Origin of the sequence: Saccharothrix sp. ALI-22-I, from assembly GCF_001984175.1 — a bacterium.
Lineage (GTDB): Bacteria > Actinomycetota > Actinomycetes > Mycobacteriales > Pseudonocardiaceae > Actinosynnema.
Genome location: NZ_MTQP01000064.1, coordinates 35,969 through 55,985, shown reverse-complemented (window position 1 = coordinate 55,985; position 20,017 = coordinate 35,969). Strand labels below are relative to the sequence as shown.

Genomic DNA, 20,017 nt, shown 5'->3' with positions numbered 1-20,017 from the left:
GCGGGTGTTGCGCGCGCTGTACTTCGACCAGCCGCGCAGCCGGCACGAACTGGCGGGTGTCACCGGGCTGAGCCAGGCGTCGGTCAGCACCGTGGTCGGCGAGTTGATCTCCGACGGTGTCGTGGTCGAAGCAGGGCAGGTCGCTCGGACGGCGGCCGGCCGCGGGTCCTGCTGCGGGGTCAACCCGGCCTACGCGGCGGTGGTGGGCATCGACGTCGGCGAGACGCACGTGCTGGTCGAGGTGTTCGAACTGACGTTGCAGCGGCGCCGCCGCACGGCCACCCCCGTGGTCTAGGGGTCGATGCGGTCCAGCGCGGCGCCGTCCCACGTCGTCTGCGTGCACGCCACACCGCGCCCGTTCTTGGGTCGCAGCACGTCGTAGATGTGCATGCGGGGGATCTTGTCGGACACGCCCCAGCCGCTGGGCCAGGTGATCACCCAGTCCATGTCGAGGTCCACCAGCAGGCCGAGCATGCGTGCGATGGTCGGGTCGTCCAGCCGCTCGAACGCCTCGTCCAGCAGCACCAGCCGCAACGGCGAGAACTCGTCGCTCACCGCGTCGTAGAACGACGCCGCCGCGGCGAACAGCGTCACGTACGAGATCAGCCGCGTCTCGCCGGACGACAGCTGCCGCAACCGGCGTTCGCGCGGGCCGCCGTCCGGGCCGGTGTCGGCCACGGTGACGGTGAACTGGTGCCACGTCCGGTAGTCCAGCGCGCGGGACAGGATTTCCGCGTAGTTGCCGGTGTGCGCGTCGCGTTCGGCCTCGATGCGCTCGGTGAACACGCGCCGCAGCGTCGCGTCCTGCTCGGGGTCGCGCTCCGCGTACGGCAGGCGGACCAGCGCCAACGCGTCGCGCGTCCCCTCGTCCAACGCCGCCGACGGCTTCCACGCCAGCTTCACGTGCACGCCCTGGCTCGACCGGGCCCGGCCCAGCACCTCGTTCATCCGCTTGCACAGGTCCTCGGCGACGGCGATCTGCCCGCGCAGCCACTCGGCCAGGTCGCGGATCAGGTAGTCGGCGAAGATGTTCTGGTACTGCTCGTCCAGGAAACCGCGCTGTTCGGCCAGTTTCGTGGTCACCTGCCGGGCCGCGACCGCGACCGGCCGGGCACCGTCCTCGCCGGTGACCGTGACGGTCAGCAGGCCGACGTGCTGCTCGGCGGCGATGTCGTGGCTGCCGGCGAGCGACGTCTGCAACGCCTGGAGCTTCGTGATCACCGTCGTCTCGCCCGCGCCGCGCCGGTCGGACGCCATCAGCGCCGCGCGCACCGACGTGACGTCCTCCGGCACGTCCGGCAACGCCGCCACCAGCACACCCGGTGCCTGCACGGTCGCCTTGAAGTGCTCGGTCGCGCGCGTCAGGCCGTCGCGGGCCTGGGTGAGCTGTTCGGCCGACGTCTCCAGTTGCGCGCTCAGCTTCGCGGCCTGCTCGCGTGCCGACACGACTTCTTCCCGCACACCCTTGAGCTCGCCGCGCATCTCCCGCCGCGAACGCTCCAAAGTGGACAGCTGATCCGCGATTTCCCTTGCCTCGCCGCCGATCGCGTCGGTCAGCTCGGCCAAAGTGGAGGCCTGCGACGCGTAGTCCACGCACCGCGCCTCAGCGTCGGACTCAGCGGCCCCCCGATCCTCCACCGCCGCGTGGTACCGGTGGGTGGCGTCGGTGAGGTCGGCCACGGTGCTCTGGCACTGGCGTCGCAGCACGTCACCCAGCCGGTCGGCGGTGCGCTGCGCTTCGGCGGCGGCCTGCTGGGCCTGGTGCAGGCCTTCGGTGGTGGCGGGCAGGCCCGCGTCACCGGCCTGGCGCACCACCTCGGCAGCGGCGGCCTCGCCCCGGGACTGGGCGGTGGCGAGTTCGTCGCGCAGCTCCTCGGCCCGGCGGGCGGCGCGTTCGGCGGATTCCTGGGCGGCCTGGAGGCGGCCGTGCCGCGCGACCAGTTCGCGGTCGGCAGGGAAGCGTTCGAGGTGGGATTCCCACTGCTCGACCAGGTTTTTCGCGGCGGCCAGCTCGGCTTCCGCCACGCCGAGATCGGCGCGCAGGGCGGCCAGTTCGTCCTCGAGTTCGGCGATCCGCCGCCGGCGTGCGGCTTCCCGGGCACCCGCGCCGATGAACTCCGCCGCGTCCTTGCGCCACGCGCCCGTCAGCACGCCCGCCCGCCAACGGCCGTCGGGCGACACCGCGAACCCGCCCGGCGACACCGCGAACGTGCCCGCCGATGCCGATGCCGATGCCGTGAACGTGTCCGCAGATGGCGATGGCGATGCCGATGCGTCTGCCGATGCTGACATGCCTTGCGACGGCAGCGCGTCTGCCGACAGTGGCAGGCCCGGCGACGGCGACGGCGACGATGCGCTCGCCGACGGGGTCGACGGCAGGGACCACAGGGACACCGACGCGAGCAGGTCGGCCACGACCGTCGCGGGCACGGGCGAGTTCGGCTCGACGGCCGGGACCAGCACGGATGCCAGGGACGGGCCGTCCACCGGGGTGCCGGGCAGGGCCAGCACGTCTTGGACCGTCGCATCTCCGGCCGGCAGGTCCGTCGACCGGTCGGCCGCTGCTGCGGCGTTCGTCTGGCTGGCGGGCTGGGTGGTGGGTGGATGGTCGGAGGGGTTGGGGGTGGTTGCGGTTCCTCGATTCAACCGAGGGGCGGTAACGGTGTTTCCGTACATTTTCGGGGCTTGATCACCCGATCGTGTGTCGGGGGAGGGCGGGGTTACCCAGGCGTCCAGTAGGCCGGAGGCCTCCAGGGCCGCCTCCAGTCCTGCCCGCTCGGCGGCGTCCACGGTGGGCTGGAAGTCGACCAGGCGGTAGAACGGCGCACCTGCCGTCGCGTCTCGCTCCGCCGCGACGAAACGGCCCCGTTCGGGCACCTGCGCCGTTCCGGACCGCAGCCCGGACAGTTCGGCGTCCAGCGCGTTGATCGACGCCGCCAGCTCCGCCCGCCGCTGCACGACCGCGTGCGCACCGTCCCGTGCGGCCGTCACCAGAGGACCGACCCACTCGCGTGCGGCACTTGCCAGAGAGCGCGCGGCCGCGGGGTCCACCGACGTGGGCACGGCCAGCGGTGAGTCGGGCTGAGTCGCCGACAACGGGCCGGACGTGCGCCAAGCCTCGACATCCGCTAGCCAGCCCTGTGCGACCGACGCCAGTTCCTGCGCCTCCTGGTTGCGCAACGCCGCCGCCTCGGTCGCCGCGTGCTGCGCATCCCGCGCGGTCTGACGCAGGGCGTCCACCTGCCGTTGCGCCGAATCCAGCTCGGCCGCCTGCGCGGCCAACGCGAGCGCCAAAGCTCCCCGCTGCCGCGCCGAAGACGCGATCGAAGACGTGCGCGCCGCGAGAGGCTCCAACGCCAACTCCTCGACAACCGGCGGCACCCGGCGTTCGATGGGCAGTGGTTCGGCTTCGGGATCAGGCTTCGCCCGAACCGATTCCGTCCGAACCAGGGGGTCCAAAGTGGACACGCGTGGCACGTCGGGTACCGCAGCCGGATCGAGACCGGCCACTCGCAGGTGGTGGCGCAGCGGCTCGACCAGCTCCTCCGCCGCACCCAGGTCCTCGGCCAACCGCCGCAGCAATCGCAGCACGCCGTCGACCGCGCCGTCCTCCTGCAACCGCTGCTTGTTCGCCATGTCCAACGCCGCCGCCGCCGACGAACGCTTCTCCGCGACCAGCTTCTCGCGCGTCTGCAAGTCCTGGAGATCGCGGAACGCGGGCAGTTCCTTCAACGCCCCGATGGTCTCCTCGGCCTGCTGCTCACCCGCCTCCAGAACCGCCAACGAGTGCTCCGCCGCCGTACGCGCCGCCAGCGTCTCCTCCAGCGACGCCGACAACCGAGCCGAGGCCCGCTCCTGCTTGCGCACCCCGTCCTCGGCCGCACCCAACCGATCGGCCGCCGACCGCAACCCGCCGAACGCGTAGTCCGAGTACGTCTTCAGGAACGTCCCCAACGCCGCGTCCGCCGACGACAGCCGGGTGATGTTCTCCCGGATCGACTCCAGATCGTCGAACGACGTCGCCAGCTGCTCGACCAGAGCCTGGTCCAACGGCGGCAGCGCGTCGGACAGGATCTGCTCCAGCTGCCCTTCCAGCACTTTCAGCCCGACGTCCGGGTTGCGCAGCGTGCGCTGGAGGTGCAGCAGGTCGCCGTACCGGGGCGCGGGCACGCCGTACACGGTCTCGGCGACACGGGCCCGGAACGCGGCCTCCTCCAGCACGCAGTCCGCGCCGATCAGGTCACGCAGCTGCGTCGGCCCCAACGGCGTGCGGTCCGCACCCACCAACGCCAGGTCGTGGCCCACGCGAAGAGAGGTGATGAACCGCCACGAGTCGGTGATCGCCTGCGACGTCTTGGACGCCTTCACACCCAACCCGCAGGTCAGGTATTCGCCGGAGTCACGCGTGAGCTCCACCCACGCGTACCCGATGCGATTCGGTCCGCCGTCGTAGTCGTCGAGCATGAGCCGCCGCAGCGACACGGTGTCGAAGCCCTTCGAGCCGACCTGCCGCAGGTCGCCGTCCAGGCACAGCGGCAGCAGCAGCTCCAGCGTGCGCGACTTGCCGGACCCGTTGGTGCCCTGGAAGATCGCGCGCCCACCGGAGAAGTCGAACGTCTGCTCGGTGTACTGCCAGATGTTGACGATGCCGCCCCTGTGCAGCCGCCACCTGTTCACGCGGTCTCCTCATCGAACAACGACCAGCTCGGCGGCACATCAAGCACGACTGGCTCCACTTCGCGTTCCGGGTCGCCGTCCGGCTCCGGTATCCACCGGTGCGCGGCGGCGTTGAGCAGCCAGCCCTCTTCGGAGGACACCGCCAGCCCCATGCGCCGCAACAGTTCCAGCACCTCGTCGGTCAGCCGGTCCAGGTCTTCGGTGAACTGCTTGGACCACGCGGTCGGGTAGTCCTCCACCAACCGCTCGCACACCGACCGCAACTCCGGCGACGCCACCACGTGCCGCCCGTCCGAACGCGGCTCCGCGGACAGCAGTTCGGGCAACGCCAGCAGCGCGATCCGCGCCACGGTGGACGTGCCGGGGAAGTACAGGTCGGTCAGGTAGTCCTCGGGGTCGGCCGCCAGCACGCCCTCGGCCCGGCACTCGGTGCGCAGGCCGAAGCACGTCTCCAGCAACGCCGACTCCTTGCGCTGATTGCGGCGCAACCAGTCCGCCTGCTCCGGAGCGAGATCCGCGTACAGCACCACGGGGTTCTCCACCAGCTTGCGCCGCACCGCGTGCTCGACGCCGCGCGGTCCGGGCCGGGCGGCCAGCTCCACCAATCGGGAAGGGGAAGAAGCCTCGGCCACCGGCCCTGTGAGCAGCTGCCCGAGCAGGTCGGTGTCGATGGTGATCAACGCCTCGGCGTGCACGTCCACCGTGCCCTCGGTCTCGTGCAGCACGCCCAGCGACACCAGGTGCCGCAACGCCGCCGTCAACGCGCGCCGGTCGGCCACGTCGTCCACCACGGTGATCCCGGCCTCCACCGCCGCCGCACGGATGTCCGCCACCAGCCGGGACAGCAACGTCTGCCGTCCGATCCCGGTCAGCACGGCCATGGTCAACGCCACGTACGCGTACCCGCGCGGGGACATGCCGAGCACGCCGCGCGAGTCGTCGGCGCCCGGCCCGGACTTGTAGAGCCGGGCGTACCGCCGTTCCACCACCAGCCGGTAGCCGAGCAGCCGGGCGAACAGGTCCTGCAACGTGGCCCGGTGCCGGTAGACGAGCGTCAGCAGCTCGCCGTCCGGCCCGTCGGCGCGCAGCAACGGCCGCCGCAGCAGGGTGCGCGCGCAGCGCACCACGTTCGCCGCGTCGATCTCGGAGAGGTCGTCGAACATCAGTCGAGCACCAGCGTCGAATCGTGCAGGGTCAACGTGCCGGCGGCCGAGTGGATGCGCGTCGCCTGCCCTCGGGTGTGCTCGACGGTGACCCGCAGCCCGCGCACCGGGTCCGTCGCCGAACCGGAGTCGGCCGCCGTGTCGCGCTGCGCCATGGCCAACGTCAGCAGCTCGCACAACACGCCGAGCGCCTCACCGGACAACGTCGTCGACGCCAGCCGGGGAGCCGCCGCCGCCAGCTCGGCCACCGAAGCCGCCCGCCGTTCGTCCGCTTCCCGTGCCTCGGCCAGCAGCGACTGCTCGGTCATCGGGTCGTCCAGGATTCTCGACGTCCGCCCGCGCGCGCCGCGATCACCACGGCTGCGCACGCTCACCGGGACGTCGACCACCGGCCCGTCGCGCCACGGCGTGCGCTCGTTGTCGCTGTCGTGCTCGGGCGCCGGGGACACGTGCCGCGCCGAGTACAGCCCGAACGCCGCCGCGTACAGCTCGTGCGCCTGCGACCGTGACCCCGAGTCGAACCACCCGGCCAGCTTCAGCAGCTCGGCCCGACGGCTCGGCAGCAGCCCGCCGCCCGACGTGGCCCGCTTCACGCTGGCCAGCAGCGACCCGATGGCCCGCGCGGTCGCCTCGCGCAGCGCCGTCACCTGGCTCGGCCGGCCGGGCCGGTCCACGAACCAGTCGGTCAGCTCCTGCCAGTCCTCCGCCGAGCGGCCACGTGCCCGTTCGACTTGTTCGCCCAGGTCGGCGCGGCCCAGGAGTCGGAGCAGCTCGGACCGTGCGGAGTTCAGCCGGGCCAGGGCGTCCGCGATCGCCGGGGTGTGCCGCAGCACGTCCTCCACGACCATCTGGATGTACTCGACGAGCAGGTTCCGGAACCCGGAGATCTCCTCGGGCGCCAGGTGGTGCCGCGTCACGACCTGCCCCAGGTAGGCGTAGAAGTCGCGCACGGTCGCGGCGAGCTCGGCGTGTTGCAGGAACAGCGTGGTGACCTGCTCGGCCAGTACCTCGCGCGGCCGACGCGCGCCACTGACCAGCGCCTCCGACAGTGACTGCCCCAGCTGACCGAGACCTCGCTCGACGGCGGGCAGCAGTTCGCGGGACACCTCTCGCGCGCCCTCGGGCACGCGCAGCAGCTCGTCCACGTCGCGCTGCACCCGGACGGCGAGCTTGCTGACCTGGTAGCGGACGCTGCCGTGCTGGAACTCGGCGATGCTGGAGGCGACCACCTCGCGCCTGCCCTGCACCAGGTTGCCCCACTCGACCAGCTGCCGGAGCCGGTTGATCACGTTCTCGATGCGCGACTCGCCCGGCTCGACCCGGCCCTCCCGTTCGGCGCCGGCCAGCGCGCCCGCGACCTCGCCCGCCGACAGGTCCGCCAGCAGCGTGGACGTGAACAGCCGCATGATCGCCAGGTACGTGCGCTGGTGATCGCGGGCGTCCAAGTACGCGTACAGCTTGAGGCGGCCGGCTGGTTCCACGGTGGGCCACCCTAATGCTGCGGTCTGACACGTGCGGGCTACCGTGCCAGTGTGAGTCTGGGGCGCGCGGTGGGGTTGGTGCTGGGCGTGGCCGCTGATGCGGTGTTCGGCGACCCCAAGAGGTATCACCCGGTGGCGGGATTCGGACGTGCGGCGGCGGCGTTGGAGCGCAAGCTGTACCGCGATCACCAGGTGGGCGGTGTCGTGCACACCGTCGTGCTGGTCGGCGGCACGGTCGTCGCCGGTGTCGCGGCGGAACGGCTCGGCAAGCGCAGCCCGGTGGTGCAGGCCCTGACCACGGCCGCCGCGACGTGGATCGTGCTCGGCGGGTCGTCGTTGGCCGACGAGGGCACCGCGATGGGCCGTGAGCTGGACGGCGGCGACCTCGACGCGGCGCGCAATCGTTTGCCCAACCTGTGCGGGCGTGAGCCTCAGCGGCTGGACACGCTGGCCCTGGCGAAGGCGACCGTCGAATCCGTGGCGGAGAACACGTCCGACGCCGTGGTGGCCCCGCTGTTCTGGGGCGCGGTCGCGGGAGTGCCGGGTCTGCTCGGCTACCGGGCGGCGAACACCCTGGATGCCATGGTCGGCCACCGCAACGAGCGCTACCGCCGGTTCGGCTGGGCCGCGGCCCGGCTGGACGACGTGGCGAACCTGCTGCCGTCGCGGCTGGCCGCACTGCTCACGGTGGCGGGCGCGCCGGTCGTCGGCGGGTCCGCGGGTGAGGCGTGGCGGACGTGGCGGCGGGACGCGGCGGCGCACCCCAGCCCCAACGCCGGCCAGGTCGAGGCGGCGTTCGCGGGGGCGTTGGAGGTCCGGCTGGGCGGCCGCACGGTGTACGCGCACGGCGCGGAGGACCGGCCGGTGCTCGGGCACGGCCGCAACCCGGACGCGGGTCACGTGACGCGCGCGGTGGAGCTGTCCCGGGTGGTCGGCGCGTCGGCGGCGGCTGTGAGCGCGGTCAGCGCGCTGGTGCGGCCTCGTCTTCGGCGAGCATTTCGGCGACGGACTTCCGCTTGACCTTGTTCTCGTTCGGCTCGTGCAGCGCGCCGCCGGGGCGGATCTCGCGGACGGTGAAGTACAGCCAGCCGCCCAGCGCCATCGCGCCGAACGCGATCCACTGCAACGCGTAGGAGAAGAACGGTCCCGCGTCGAGCTTGGGCAGCGGCAGTTCCGCTTCGACGCCGGGCTGGCCCTCGGTGAGCTGGAAGTACCCCGGCCGGATGTCCAGGCCCGCGGCGCGCCCGACCACGGCGGAGTTCACCGAGTAGACCTGACGGTGCCGGTCTTCCTGGAACGCGTCACGCGTGTCCGACTCGTCCCGGCGTACCAGCGCGGTAAGGCTCACCTGGTCGGTCGGCACGGGCTTCAGCTCGGGCACCTTGATGCCGTTGACCGGCCGCACGTAACCCCGGTCGACCAGCACGACGGTGCCGTTGTCCAGCTGGAACGGGGTCAGCACCTCGAACGCCGCCTCACCCTGCACGGTCCGCAGCCGTGCCACCGCCTGGCCCTCGGGCAGGTAGCGGCCGGTGAGCGTGACGCGCCGCCACTCGACGTCGGCGTTGGGCCGGTCGAGCAGCGTGGTGACGGGTACCGGGTCGGTGCGGACGGACGAGGTGACCGCGTTGTTCTGCGCCTCGCGTTCCGCGTCGCGGCTGAACTGCCACGGCGCGAGCAGCGTGAAGCAGGCGCCCGCGAACACCCAGACCGTCAGCGTCAACGCCAGCCAGCCGGGCTGCAACAGGAACTTCAACCGCACACGACCACGGTAAGCCCTAGGCCGTTGTGACCCGCACCCGGCCGAAACGCGCGGCGAAACCGGGACCCGTCGGCGCCGCCGCCATCACGCCCACCAGCGCCTCCACCTCGGGCGGGAAGTACGCGAGCCGCAGCATGGTCGTCGGCTCGGCGTCGCCGACGCCGTAGGTGATGGTCACCGCGTCGCCTTCCCGCACCGCCGACATCGTCACACGCTGCACCGGCCCGCCGGGCACCACCGACCAGTCCGAGAACTCACGCGTCACGACCGTGCTGACCTGGAACTCGCCGTCCACGAGTTCGACGCCCGCCTTGATCCAATTCCGGTCGTCGATCCACAGCGCGATGCCGGCCTGGTCGTACTGGGCGGCGTAGTCGGCGGTGAACGAGGTGACGATGGTGAAGTCGCCGGTCACGGGCACGCCGAGGACGTGCCCGGAGTCACGGGTGTAGCCGTAGTGGGTGGTGCGCCAGAAGTCGGTGTCCGGGTCGCTGGTGAGGGTCAGCCCGTCCTGGTTACTCCAGGAGGCAGGCTCGTTGAGCCACTGCCAGTCGTCGCGGTCGAACGCCGTGATCCCCATCGGGTCATCTTGGCAGCGAACGTGCCGTGGACAAGGCCTGTTGGGCGTAGCCGCGGCCGAACAGGGCGGCGTGCACGAGCACCGGGAACAGCTGGTGCAGCGGGATTCGTTCGCGCCAGCCGCCGGCCAGCGGGGCGACCTCGTCGTAGGCGCCCAGGATGCGGTCCAGGTGGGGGCAGCCGAAGAGGGCGAGCATGGCCAGATCGCTCTCCCGGTGGCCACCGTGGGCAGCGGGGTCGATGAGCCACGCGCGGCCGTCGGCGGCCCAGTGCACGTTGCCGTTCCACAAGTCGCCGTGGAGCCGGGCCGGTGGCTCGTCGGGGGCCTCCACCCGCACCTTTTCGATGACTTCGGCTTCGGCGCTCGTCAACGCGCCCGCGTCGACGGCCAGCCGGGCGTAGTAGGCGATGCGGTGTTCTTTGAACCAGTCCGCCCAGGTCGTGGACGGGACGTTGCGCATGGGCGCGAGGCCGATGGCGGCGTCGGCCGGCCCGTCCGGTGGGGGAGCACCGAACGCGGGCGCGCCGGTCGCGTGGAGTGCGGCGAGCCGCCGCCCGAACTCCTCAGCGGCCCCCGGCGAGGAGTGACCGCGTTCGACCTGGTCCATCACCAGCCACTGCCCGCCGTGGCCGCGCACTTGAGGAACCGGCGGCCCGTCCGGCTCGGCCAGCCACTCCAACGACGCCGCCTCCGCGAGCACCGCGTTCGGATCGTCGTGCCGCTTGACGACCACCAGGTCACCGTCGGCCAGATCCACCTCGTAGACCGACCCCCCGACCTGCCTGACCCCGACCGCCGCCACCCCGGTCAACTCAGCCGCCGCCTCCGCCGCCGTCACCACCGCTCCACCCTTGTCCACAGCCCACGACCCGCCGGCGCACTTGTCCACAGGCGAGGCCCGGCCGCCCCGAATTGTCGGTCCTACCTGGCAGGATCAAAGCAGGGGTCCCCTTGGCGGGGACCTCCGCGGAGCCCTGCCAGGCGGTGTGTCGAAGCCCGCGCCGCTCGGCACGCCGGCGTCACAGCCGTTCGCGGACCCACGCCAGCAGGCCCGGGACGGCGGCCTCGACCATCTCGACCACGCGGTCGAAGCCGGGCTTGTCGCCGTAGTACGGATCGGGCACGTCCACGCCGTCGGCGTCCGGGTCGAACGAGCGCAGCAGCCTCACCCGCTCCGGATCGGAGACCATCCGCCGCAGTTCACGGGCGTGTCCGGAGTCCAGCGCGACCAGCAGGTCGGCGTCGAGGTGGTTCTTGTCGACCTGGGCGGCGGTGTGTTCGGTCGGGTAGCCGTTGTCGGCCAGCGACTTCGCCGCGCGCGGGTCGGCCGGGTCGCCGACGTGCCAGCCGCCGGTGCCCGCGCTGGTCACCTCCACAAGATCACCCAGTCCGGCGCGGCGGAGGTGTTCGCGGAATATGATCGCGGCTACGGGGGAACGGCAGATGTTGCCGGTGCAGATGAACGAGACGGTCAGCGTCACGGCAGGTGAGTCTGCCAGGTTGGGCGCTCCGGGTGAGGGCGCTGGACGGCGGCGCACCACGGGCCCGACCATCGAATCGACCGGCGCTCGTGGGGAGTTCGGATGTCCGGGGTCGTGGTCGGTGTCGTCGTGCTGCTCGGGGTCCTGGTGGCCGCCGCGGCGGCGATGGCGCTGCGCCGCCGCACGTGGCCCGAGACACCCGCGTTCGCCCGGCCCCGCCCCGTGACCTCGCCCGGTGGGCTGGCGCCCGACCCGAACGCCGGATTCTTCACCGACCGGGGTTTCCTGTTCCGGAAAAGGCATTTCTTCGTCGGCACGGGGTGCCCGCCGGCGCTGGTCCCGGATTTCCCGTCACTGGACGTGTCGCGTCGGGAACAGCCCGTGCGCATTGCCCGGCACGGTATTCGGGCGTGGTGGTGGTTCGAGGACGAGTTCTACCGGGAGGCGGTCGGCCTGGGGGCCGACGACGTGCTGGCCTGGGTGCGTGAGCGGGACCGGAGGCGGCGGGCCAGGCAGGACCGGGCCCGACTGCTGTCCGCCGCGGAGGAGAGTCTGCGCAAGCGTGAGAACGGGTAACGAACAGGCCTGGAATTCCGACGACAATGCAGTGGGGAATGTGTCGGGAAGGAATGTGAATGACTCGCACATGTGTCGTGCGCCGGGTTCGTCCGTCCTATTCGGAGCGGGTGGCGTCGGGGCGCGTCCGGCCGTGGCGGCCAGGGAAGGTGGGCGACCGGTGAACGAGCCGTCGTTGTGCCGGGTGGGCCGGTGTGAGCTGCCCTCACTCGCGCACCTGGTGGTGAGCTTCGTCATCGTGTTCTTCGCGATGGCCAGTTCCATGGTGTAGGCGGTCGGCGGCGATCCCGGTGCGGCTCCGGCGCGATCTCAGCGGGCTCTCAGGTGTGGCGGGAGACGATCGCCGGGTGTCCACTGTGAAGTCGTCGAAGTCGTCGAATCCGGGGCAGTCGACCATGCCGACCATGCCGTCGCTCGCCCGTGCGCTGCCGAAGGTCGAGGACGAGATCCGGGCCCTGGCGACGTCGTCGTCACTGCCGGTCGTGAACACCTTCTCCGGCCGCATCACCGCGGCCGGCGGCAAGCGGCTGCGCTCGGTGCTGGTCCTGTCCGGCTCGCTGGCCGTGTCGGGCACCATCAGCGCCAAGGCCGTCACCGCCGCGGCGTGCGTCGAACTGCTGCACGCGGGCTCGCTCGTGCACGACGACCTGATGGACAACGCCGAGGAACGCCGCGGCGTGCGCACGGTCAACGCCGACTGGGGCCCCGGCCCGGCCGTGCTGGTCGGAGCCGTCCCGGTCAACACGAGCATGCTGGCCCGCGCCAACCAGGCCGCGCTGGAGCACATCTCGCCGTTCGCCGCGAGCAGGCTCGCCCGGACGGTGACCGACCTGGTCGAGGGCCAGGTGCTGGAGGTCATGGACCTCTACGACGTGCGCCGCACCCCGGACAACGCGCTGCGGTCCGTCGAGCTGAAGACCGGCGCGCTGTTCGAGGTCGGCTGCGTGCTGGCCGCGCACTGCGCCGACGCGGACGAGCCGACCACGACCGCCATGGCCCGCTTCGGCGCGCTGTTCGGGCTGATGTTCCAGATCCTGGACGACCTGCTGGACCTGGCGTCCACCGCGCAGCGGCTGGGCAAGCCGGTCGGCAACGACATCCGCCAGGGCGTCTACACGTTCCCGCTGCTCCGGGTGTTGACCGAGAACCAGCGCACGCTCCTGGCCGAACGCGGCCGCGAGCTGTCCGACGCGGAGGTGACCGGGCTGCTGGCGGAGCTGCGGCAGACCAGCATGGTCGCCGACACGCTGGCCCACTGCACGTCGTTGGCCTCGCAGGCGGTGCGCGCGCTGCCGGACCTGCCCGAGCCGGAGGCGCTGGGCATCCTGCGCGAGCTGCCGGGGGCCTACCTGGACTGGGCTGCGTCGCAGATCGCCTAGACTCGCGGCGATGACCAGCCAGGATTCGGGCCGGGCGCTGCTGCGCCACCACGGGGACGTCGACGCCGCGCCCGGACTCGCGGACTTCGCGGTGAACGTGCGGATGCCCGCGCCGCCCACGTGGCTGCGCGACCGGCTGGTCGCCGCGATGGACCACCTCGGCTCCTACCCGGCCGCCGCCGCCGACGAACGCGCCCGCGAGGCCGTCGCGTCCAGGCACGGCCGTTCCGCCGACGAGGTCCTGGTGCTCAACGGCGCCGCGGAGGGCTTCGCGCTGCTGCCGAACCTGCACCCGTGCCTGGCCGCCGTGGTGCACCCGTCGTTCACCGAGCCCGAGGTCGCGCTGCGGGACGCGGGCGTGCCCGTGCAGCGGGTGCAGCTGTGGCCCGAGAACGGCTACACGCTGCGGCCCGACCTGGTGCCCGACGAGGCCGACCTGGTGGTGCTGGGCAACCCGACCAACCCGACGTCCGTGCTGCACCCGGCGGAGGTCGTCGCCTCGCTGAGCCGGCCCGGCCGGGTGCTGGTGGTGGACGAGGCGTTCGCCGACGCCATCCCCGGCGAGCCGGAGTCGCTGGCCGGACGCGCCGACGTGCCCGGACTGCTGGTGCTGCGCAGCCTGACCAAGACGTGGGGCCTGGCGGGTCTGCGCGCCGGCTACCTGCTCGGCGCGCCGGAGCTGCTGGCCCGGCTGGCGCTGCCCCGTCCGCAGTGGCCGGTGAGCAGCCTGGTGCTGGAGGCCGTCACGGCGTGCTGCGAGCCGTCGGCCGTGACGGAGGCCGAGGCGTTCGCCTGGGAGGCGCGCGAACACACCTCGCTCGCCGTCGCACGGTTGGGTGATCTGGTGGTCGTGCCGCCGGACGCGCCGTTCGTGCTGCTGCGCGTGCCGGAGGGTGAACGGGTGCGGCAGGCGTTGCGGGACAAGGGGATCGCGGTGCGGCGGGGCGACACGTTCCCCGGCCTGACCGCCGACCACCTGCGGGTCGCGGTCCGCGCGCCGGAGGAGTTCGCTGTGCTGGTGGACGCGCTGCGAGTCGTGTTGGAGGACCGGTGACCGGGGTTCCGTCGACCACGCTGGGCGACGTGCTGGCCGCCCTGGAGGCCGCCTACCCGCCCGCGACCGCGGAGTCCTGGGACGCCGTCGGCCTCGTCTGCGGCGACCGCGCCGAACCGGTGTCCAAGGTGCTGTTCTGCGTCGACCCGGTCGAGTCCACAGTGGACGAAGCACTGGAGGTCGGTGCGCAACTGCTGGTGGCGCACCACCCGCTGATGCTGCGCGGCGTCACCGGCGTGCCCGCCGACGACCCGAAGGGCGCGCTGGTCCACCGGCTCATCCGGTCGGGCGTCGCGCTCTACACCGCCCACACCAACGCCGACGTGGCCAACCCCGGCGTCTCGGACGCCCTGGCCGAGGCCCTCGGCCTGCGGGTCACCGGCCCGCTCGTGCCCGCGTACGAACCGGACGCCGGCAGCCCGGAGACCGTCGAACTGCCGTCGTACACCGGCACCGGCCGGATCGGCGAGCTGGACCGGCCCGAACCGCTGCGCGAATTCGCCCGGCGCGTCGCCGACGCCCTGCCCGAGACGGCGTGGGGCGTGCGCGCGGCCGGCGACCCGGACCGGCCCGTCCAGCGGGTCGCGGTGTGCGGTGGCGCGGGCGACAGCTACCTGTCCGCCGCGACCCGCGCCGGCGTGGACGCCTACGTCACCGCGGACCTGCGCCACCACCCGGCGGGCGAGCACCTGGCCGCGGGCGGTCCGGCGCTGGTCGACGTGGCGCACTGGGCCAGTGAATGGCCGTGGTGCGCGCAGGCGGCGCACGTCGTGCGCACCACGTTCGGCGGTACGGTCGAAGTCCTCGTCTCGACCCGCCGGACCGACCCGTGGACCGTCGGCGTGACGAGCCGAACAGGAGGATCATCCCAGTGAAAGCCGATCCCGCCGTGCAGCGCAGGCTGCTCGACCTCGCGAAGGTCGACGCCGAACTGTCGCGCGTCACCCATCGGCGCCGCACGCTGCCCGAGATCGCGGAGATCGCCGAGGCGGAGAAGCAGTTCCGCGCCAAGCAGGACGCGCTGACCACGATCGAGACGACCCTGGGCGACCTCAACCGCGAGGTCAAGCGACAGGAGACCGAGATCGACCAGGTCCGCGCCCGCGAGGAGCGCGACCGCAAGCTGCTGCAGGCGGGCTCCGTGGGCGCCAAGCAGCTCACCGACCTGGAGCACGAGCTGGCCACCCTCGGCCGCCGCCGCGCCGCGCTGGAGGACGACCTGCTGGAGCTGATGGAACGCCGCGAGGCCGTCGAGGCCGACATCCAGCACGCCCGGGTCTCGCTGGACAAGGCTCAGGAGGCGCTGTCCGACGCGGCACGTCGCCGGGACAGCGCGCTGGCCGACCTGGAGTCGACCGAGACCAAGCGCACCGCCGACCGCAAGCTCATGGTCACCCAGTTCCCGGTGCCGCTGCTGGCGCTGTACGACCGGGTGCGCACGCACAAGGGCATCGGCGCGGCACTGCTCCAGTCGCGGCGCTGCGGCGCGTGCCGGATCGAGCTGGACCGCCACGCGTTCGCCCAGGTCAAGGACTCGCCGGCGGACGAGGTCGTCCAGTGCGAGGAGTGCGACGCGATCATGGTGCGCACCGGGGAATCGGGTCTGTGAAGGTCGTCGTCGAGGCCGACGGCGGCTCACGCGGCAACCCCGGCCCGGCCGGGTACGGGGCCGTGGTGCTCGACGCGTCCGGTGGGGTGCTGGCCGAGCGCTTCGGCGGCATCGGCATCGCCACCAACAACGTCGCCGAGTACCAGGGGCTGCTCGCCGGGCTGCGTGCGGCGGCGGAGGTCGGCGCGTCCGTCGTGGACGTGCGGATGGACTCCAAGCTGGTGGTCGAGCAGATGTCCGGCCGGTGGAAGGTCAAGCACCCGTCGATGCAGCCGCTCGTCGCGCAGGCCCGTGAGCTGGCGCGGGCGTTCGACCGGGTGAGCTACGAGTGGATCCCGCGCGAGCGCAACCAGCGCGCGGACCGGCTGGCGAACCAGGCGATGGACGACCAGGCGGGCGTGGAAAGGGCGGACAAGGACAAGCCGGCGCGGCCGGAGCCGCAGCAGCCGGACGCGGCGACCACGTCACCCACGTCGTGGACGGGCGCGGTCGGCGAACCGACCCGGCTCTACCTGCTGCGGCACGGGCAGACCGCGCTGTCGGTCGGTCGCAAGTACTCCGGGCGCGGCAACCCGCCGTTGACCGAGGCCGGACGGGGACAGGCCGAGGCTGCGGCACGCCGGCTGGCCAAGATCGAGGGCCTGACCGCCGTGGTGTCCTCGCCGTTGGGGCGGACCCAGGAGACGGCGCGTGCGGTCGCGGCGGCCACCGGCGCCGAACTCTCGTCGAACGACGACCTGATCGAGACCGATTTCGGCGCGTGGGAGGGGCTGACCTTCACCGAGGCCGCCGAACGGGACCCCGACGTGCACCGGCGGTGGCTCGGCGACCCGTCCGTGCCCGCGCCGGGCGGTGAGAGCTTCGACCAGGTGCACCACCGGGTGCGGCGGGCGCGCAACGCCATCGTCTCCCGCTTCGGCGGCGCGAACGTCGTCGTGGTCAGCCACGTCACGCCGATCAAGTCGCTGCTGCGGATGGCCCTGGACGTCGGCCCGTCACTGCTGTTCCGGCTGCACCTCGACCTCGCGTCGCTGTCGGTGGTCGAGTTCTACCCCGACGGCCACGCCTCCGTGCGGCTGATCAACGACACCTCGCACCTCGGCTAGCCGGCGGGCCGCAGCCGGGTCCGCTCACGCCGGAACCGGGCCTCCTCGACGGCCGGCGTGAACCGGTCCACCGCGCCGCGAATCGCTTCGGCGGCTTTCGGCGCGATGGTCCCGCCGTCGATGTCCGAGTCGAGCACGAATTCACCGCGGAGTACCGAATCCGCGCCTTTGCCCGCGAGCAGCGGGTTCAGCGCGTAGTCCATCGCGACGAGGAATCCCTGGCTGCCGCCGGTGGCCAGGGGCAGGATCACCCGGCCGCGCAATGCCTTCTTCGGCAACATGTCCAACAGCGCTTTCACGAGCCCGCTGTAGGCCGCGCGGTAGACCGGGCTGGCCACGACGATGCCGTCCGCGCGCAGTACGGCCGCGACCGCGTCACCGATCTCCGGGTCCCGCAGGTCCTCGGTGAGCAGCGGCAACGTCGGCAGTTGGCGGACGTGCAGGGTCCGGACGCCGTAACCGGCCTCGCGCAGCAGCCCGTCGACGTGCGAGACGACGACACCGGTCCGGGCGGTCGGGGAGGGGCCGCCGGAAATCAGCAGAATGGACGACATGGATCGCTGACACCTTTCGGGAAAAGGCTCGGAGTACGAGGTGAAAGTGTCAGCCGTGACAGATCGCGGCGGCGGTGCGACCGAAGTCCACGTGCCGACGGCGGGTGAGTCCCCCGATTCCTGCCATGGTTTCGAGTAGAGCAGCAAGTCCACATCACGACAAGGTTTCCCCCACCTGGTTCCACAGCCTGGGAACACGTCGGTATCCTGGTGGCGCGGATGAGTCGGCAGGGCGGCCGCGTCGACGGATTCACGTCCGTCGCCGAGGAAAGTCCGGACTCCACAGGGCAGGGTGGTTGCCAACGGCAACCAGGGGCGACCCTCGGGACAGTGCCACAGAGAACAGACCGCCTCGGCGCGAGCCGGGGTAAGGGTGAAACGGTGGTGTAAGAGACCACCAGCGTTCCCGGTGACGGGAACGGCTAGGTAAACCCCACCCGGAGCAAGGCCAAGAGGGTGCCCCAGGGCACCTGCGCAGGCGTTCGAGGGCTGCCCGCCCGATGCCTGCGGGTAGGCCGCAAGAGCCTGTCGGCAACGGCAGGCCGAGATGGATGGCCGCCGAACGGGACCGCCGCGAGGCGCCCGGGAACAGAATCCGGCTTACATGCCGACTCATCCGCCCTGATTCGCCCGGCCGGGATTCGCCCGGCTTGGAATTCGCCTGCCCCGGGATTCACCCGGCCCACCGTGACGGCCGTCGACCTACTGGTCCGCCTGTACATCCCTTGCGCGCCAACGGCGTTACACAAGTGAGGCCGTTCGAGTGGTTCGCGGTATCAAGGTCCGTGACGCGTGGGCGCAGGCGTCGATCGACACCCAGCCCGCGTCGGTGCGGTGGGCGACCACGGGCTCGATCGGCAGCGGCTGGCAGGCCAACTTCGACGACTACTTCTGGAACAAGGGCCCGGTCGGCCCGGACACCCTGCCGACCGGCGGCTTCTGGCGGATCTCCGGCTCCAGCTGACCCGTCACGCCAAAGGGGTCCCTTCCGCGCCTGGGGGGTGGCAAGGGACCCCTTCCGTGCTTCCGCACCCGTCCTGAGCGTTGAACTCGGGGTCCTGCGTTCGGAGCGGGTGAGTTCTGCGTTCAGGTGCGGCGGGAGGGGCGGCCGGGGGGCATGCGGAGGACGGGGCGGAAGGCTTCGCCGCCGTTGTAGCGGCGTTCGAGTTCGGCCACGTAGGCCGCCACGGCGGGGTTGACGATGTCGGCCAGGCTGCGCACGTCGGCTTCCGCCTCGTACGCCGCCAGGTAGGTGGCCGCCGCCCGTGCCCGCTCCAGCACGTCCTGGTCGAAGTTGACCGTCCGCTGCACCCGCCGCCCGGTTTGCCGGTCCTGCCCGGTAACCTGATCACTGCCCGAGACGGCCACGGAGACGGTGATTTCGTTCACTCCGGCGGCTGGATCGGGCACGGCCTCGGGCGGCTGGGTCATCGGCGAGCCTCCTCGGCGTCGTCATTCCGGTGTGCGGACCATTCGGGTGCCTGCCGCTCGGCCGGATGGGTTAGTCGGAATGGCGGGCGGACAGAGAGCTGGAGGTCGTGCACACGGTGCGTGACCAGGGGGTTCGCAGTCGGGTGAACTATCTCGGCAATCGGGAGAATCCGAGGAGGTCGGTTCTCCACCGGCTCCGCCCCAACCATGATGTCTGTGGCCAGATTAGACGTAATCGACTCGCAGGGGAATGGTTATTGATCTACCCATGGCTAGCCGGCCGACACACCTGGTGACCAAGACGTGTTCTACTCGATAGCGCACCAACCGGACGGGCACCCCTCGGCTCGCCCGGCGAAGTCCTGCGTACTCAGGAGTACGAGATGACCGCCATGACCCTGGTAACACTCGCCCAGCAGCAGCCGCCCGCCCTGGGCACAGGTGGGGTGCGCCAGTGGATCCTCGACAACCTGGTTCCCCTCCTCTTGCTCACAGTCGCCCTCCTGCTGCTCTGGCTGGGCGGCGGCAAGGGGGACAACGCCGGGGTCATGCGACGCCTCGGCGGCGTCATCATCGCGTTGGCGATCATCGGACTGGCCGTGACCACGAACGCGGGTGCCAACATCGGCTCGTGGATCGCGGGCCTGTTCACCGGCGGGTGACCCTTGCGGGTACGCACTGACGACGAGGTCTACCGGGTCGACGCCGTCTGGCTCGGCCCGCCCAAGGCGACCTTCCCGTGGCGGGCGCGCTACGTCGCGTGGGGTGTCGGCATCGTGGTGTTCCTGTTGGTCACCGCTGTCCAGCGCCAGGTCGGCTTCGGCTTCGACTTCATCAACACCGGCTGGGGCTTCGTGATCACGATCGCCCTGACCAGGTTCATCTGTTCGCGGATCAGCCACGAGCGCCCGCTGTCGTCGGTCATGACGATGTGGGTGCGCGAGCTGACCTCGCCGCGCGAGACGACATCGGGTCGGGGTGGCGCGGCCAGCGCCGCGCGGATCCGGGTCAACCACCAGCGCCCCCGCAAACGTCCTAAGAAGAGGGCGAAGCGCGCGAGCGCCGCCACCCCGTCCCAGCACCGCAGGCAGCAAGACCGCCGTCAGAAGGAGGTGCGCGGTGTTCGGACGCCGGCGTGACCGTGACCGACGATCCGCTGCGCAC

19 protein-coding genes, 1 other RNA gene and 1 pseudogene are annotated in these 20,017 nt (G+C 71.8%); 12 read left to right on the top strand and 9 right to left on the bottom strand.

The window, feature by feature from the left end; genetic code table 11:
* Positions 1-4: 4 nt before the first annotated feature.
* Positions 5-295 carry a hypothetical protein gene (locus ALI22I_RS25255; RefSeq protein ID WP_238598564.1) on the top strand — a complete coding sequence of 97 codons (291 nt, stop codon included), beginning with the start codon at positions 5-7 and terminating at the stop codon, positions 293-295.
* Here ALI22I_RS25255 and ALI22I_RS25250 read toward each other — a convergent pair.
* From ALI22I_RS25250 to ALI22I_RS25240, 3 genes are read right to left on the bottom strand one after another with little or no spacing between them, the layout of a single operon-like run.
* A complete protein-coding gene (locus tag ALI22I_RS25250; protein WP_077008031.1) occupies positions 292-4,677 on the bottom strand; it encodes an SbcC/MukB-like Walker B domain-containing protein in 4,386 nt (1,461 codons plus the stop codon). The two genes, ALI22I_RS25255 and ALI22I_RS25250, sit on opposite strands and share 4 nt — an antisense overlap.
* A complete protein-coding gene (locus tag ALI22I_RS25245; protein ID WP_077008030.1) occupies positions 4,674-5,840 on the bottom strand; it encodes a TIGR02678 family protein in 1,167 nt (388 codons plus the stop codon). The genes ALI22I_RS25250 and ALI22I_RS25245 overlap by 4 nt, the downstream gene beginning before the upstream one ends.
* Complete coding sequence (locus ALI22I_RS25240; protein ID WP_077008029.1) at positions 5,840-7,321, bottom strand: DUF2397 domain-containing protein; 1,482 nt, start codon at positions 7,319-7,321, stop codon at positions 5,840-5,842. Before ALI22I_RS25240 ends, ALI22I_RS25245 begins: the two co-directional genes overlap by 1 nt.
* 51 nt (positions 7,322-7,372) lie before the next feature.
* Between ALI22I_RS25240 and ALI22I_RS25235 the strand changes: the two genes are divergently transcribed.
* On the top strand, positions 7,373-8,341 hold the full coding sequence (locus ALI22I_RS25235) for a cobalamin biosynthesis protein (protein ID WP_077008028.1): 969 nt from the start codon (positions 7,373-7,375) through the stop codon (positions 8,339-8,341).
* Here ALI22I_RS25235 and ALI22I_RS25230 read toward each other — a convergent pair.
* The 4 genes from ALI22I_RS25230 to ALI22I_RS25215 form a co-directional block, all read right to left on the bottom strand.
* Complete coding sequence (locus tag ALI22I_RS25230) at positions 8,283-9,083, bottom strand: SURF1 family cytochrome oxidase biogenesis protein (protein ID WP_077008027.1); 801 nt, start codon at positions 9,081-9,083, stop codon at positions 8,283-8,285. The two genes, ALI22I_RS25235 and ALI22I_RS25230, sit on opposite strands and share 59 nt — an antisense overlap.
* 16 nt (positions 9,084-9,099) lie before the next feature.
* Positions 9,100-9,663 (bottom strand): DUF1349 domain-containing protein, encoded by a 564-nt coding sequence (locus tag ALI22I_RS25225; RefSeq protein ID WP_077008026.1) that lies wholly within the window; start codon positions 9,661-9,663, stop codon positions 9,100-9,102.
* 4 nt (positions 9,664-9,667) lie between these two features.
* Positions 9,668-10,522: a fructosamine kinase family protein gene (locus ALI22I_RS25220; RefSeq protein WP_077008025.1), complete on the bottom strand. Its 855-nt coding sequence runs from the start codon at positions 10,520-10,522 to the stop codon at positions 9,668-9,670.
* Between the two features lie 160 nt (positions 10,523-10,682).
* A complete protein-coding gene (locus tag ALI22I_RS25215) occupies positions 10,683-11,138 on the bottom strand; it encodes a low molecular weight protein-tyrosine-phosphatase (protein WP_077008291.1) in 456 nt (151 codons plus the stop codon).
* 108 nt (positions 11,139-11,246) lie between these two features.
* On the opposite strand from ALI22I_RS25215, the gene ALI22I_RS25210 reads away from it, so the two are divergent.
* The 6 genes from ALI22I_RS25210 (at position 11,247) to ALI22I_RS25185 (ending at position 16,868) form a co-directional block, all read left to right on the top strand.
* Positions 11,247-11,720 (top strand): hypothetical protein, encoded by a 474-nt coding sequence (locus tag ALI22I_RS25210; protein WP_077008024.1) that lies wholly within the window; start codon positions 11,247-11,249, stop codon positions 11,718-11,720.
* Positions 11,721-12,067: 347 nt separating this feature from the next.
* On the top strand, positions 12,068-13,099 hold the full coding sequence (locus tag ALI22I_RS25205) for a polyprenyl synthetase family protein (RefSeq protein WP_238598563.1): 1,032 nt from the start codon (positions 12,068-12,070) through the stop codon (positions 13,097-13,099).
* Positions 13,100-13,109: 10 nt separating this feature from the next.
* Positions 13,110-14,153 (top strand): Rv2231c family pyridoxal phosphate-dependent protein CobC, encoded by a 1,044-nt coding sequence (gene cobC, locus ALI22I_RS25200; RefSeq protein WP_077008023.1) that lies wholly within the window; start codon positions 13,110-13,112, stop codon positions 14,151-14,153.
* On the top strand, positions 14,150-15,028 hold the full coding sequence (locus tag ALI22I_RS25195; protein WP_238598562.1) for a Nif3-like dinuclear metal center hexameric protein: 879 nt from the start codon (positions 14,150-14,152) through the stop codon (positions 15,026-15,028). Before cobC ends, ALI22I_RS25195 begins: the two co-directional genes overlap by 4 nt.
* Complete coding sequence (locus ALI22I_RS25190; protein WP_077008022.1) at positions 15,025-15,762, top strand: zinc ribbon domain-containing protein; 738 nt, start codon at positions 15,025-15,027, stop codon at positions 15,760-15,762. Before ALI22I_RS25195 ends, ALI22I_RS25190 begins: the two co-directional genes overlap by 4 nt.
* Positions 15,759-16,868, top strand: coding sequence for a bifunctional RNase H/acid phosphatase (locus ALI22I_RS25185; RefSeq protein ID WP_077008021.1), 1,110 nt, complete (start codon positions 15,759-15,761; stop codon positions 16,866-16,868). Before ALI22I_RS25190 ends, ALI22I_RS25185 begins: the two co-directional genes overlap by 4 nt.
* Here the strand turns inward: ALI22I_RS25185 and ALI22I_RS25180 are convergent.
* The gene (locus ALI22I_RS25180; protein ID WP_077008020.1) at positions 16,865-17,422 is read right to left on the bottom strand and encodes an NAD(P)H-dependent oxidoreductase; all 558 of its coding nucleotides are present in this window, start codon (positions 17,420-17,422) and stop codon (positions 16,865-16,867) included. The two genes, ALI22I_RS25185 and ALI22I_RS25180, sit on opposite strands and share 4 nt — an antisense overlap.
* Positions 17,423-17,642: 220 nt before the next feature.
* Between ALI22I_RS25180 and rnpB the strand changes: the two genes are divergently transcribed.
* Together rnpB and ALI22I_RS25170 are read left to right on the top strand one after the other, a co-directional pair.
* Positions 17,643-18,041, top strand: an RNA gene (gene rnpB / locus ALI22I_RS25175) — RNase P RNA component class A.
* A gap of 126 nt (positions 18,042-18,167) precedes the next feature.
* Positions 18,168-18,386: pseudogene (locus ALI22I_RS25170) on the top strand (DUF6345 domain-containing protein); the annotation flags it as partial.
* Positions 18,387-18,508: 122 nt separating this feature from the next.
* Here the strand turns inward: ALI22I_RS25170 and ALI22I_RS25165 are convergent.
* Positions 18,509-18,853, bottom strand: a complete 345-nt coding sequence (locus ALI22I_RS25165) for a hypothetical protein (RefSeq protein WP_077008018.1) — start codon at positions 18,851-18,853, stop codon at positions 18,509-18,511.
* A gap of 383 nt (positions 18,854-19,236) precedes the next feature.
* On the opposite strand from ALI22I_RS25165, the gene ALI22I_RS25160 reads away from it, so the two are divergent.
* Positions 19,237-19,515, top strand: coding sequence for a hypothetical protein (locus ALI22I_RS25160; protein ID WP_077008017.1), 279 nt, complete (start codon positions 19,237-19,239; stop codon positions 19,513-19,515).
* A 3-nt stretch (positions 19,516-19,518) separates the two neighbouring features.
* Positions 19,519-19,992 carry a hypothetical protein gene (locus ALI22I_RS25155; RefSeq protein WP_179118356.1) on the top strand — a complete coding sequence of 158 codons (474 nt, stop codon included), beginning with the start codon at positions 19,519-19,521 and terminating at the stop codon, positions 19,990-19,992.
* The last annotated feature ends 25 nt before the right edge of the window (positions 19,993-20,017 follow it).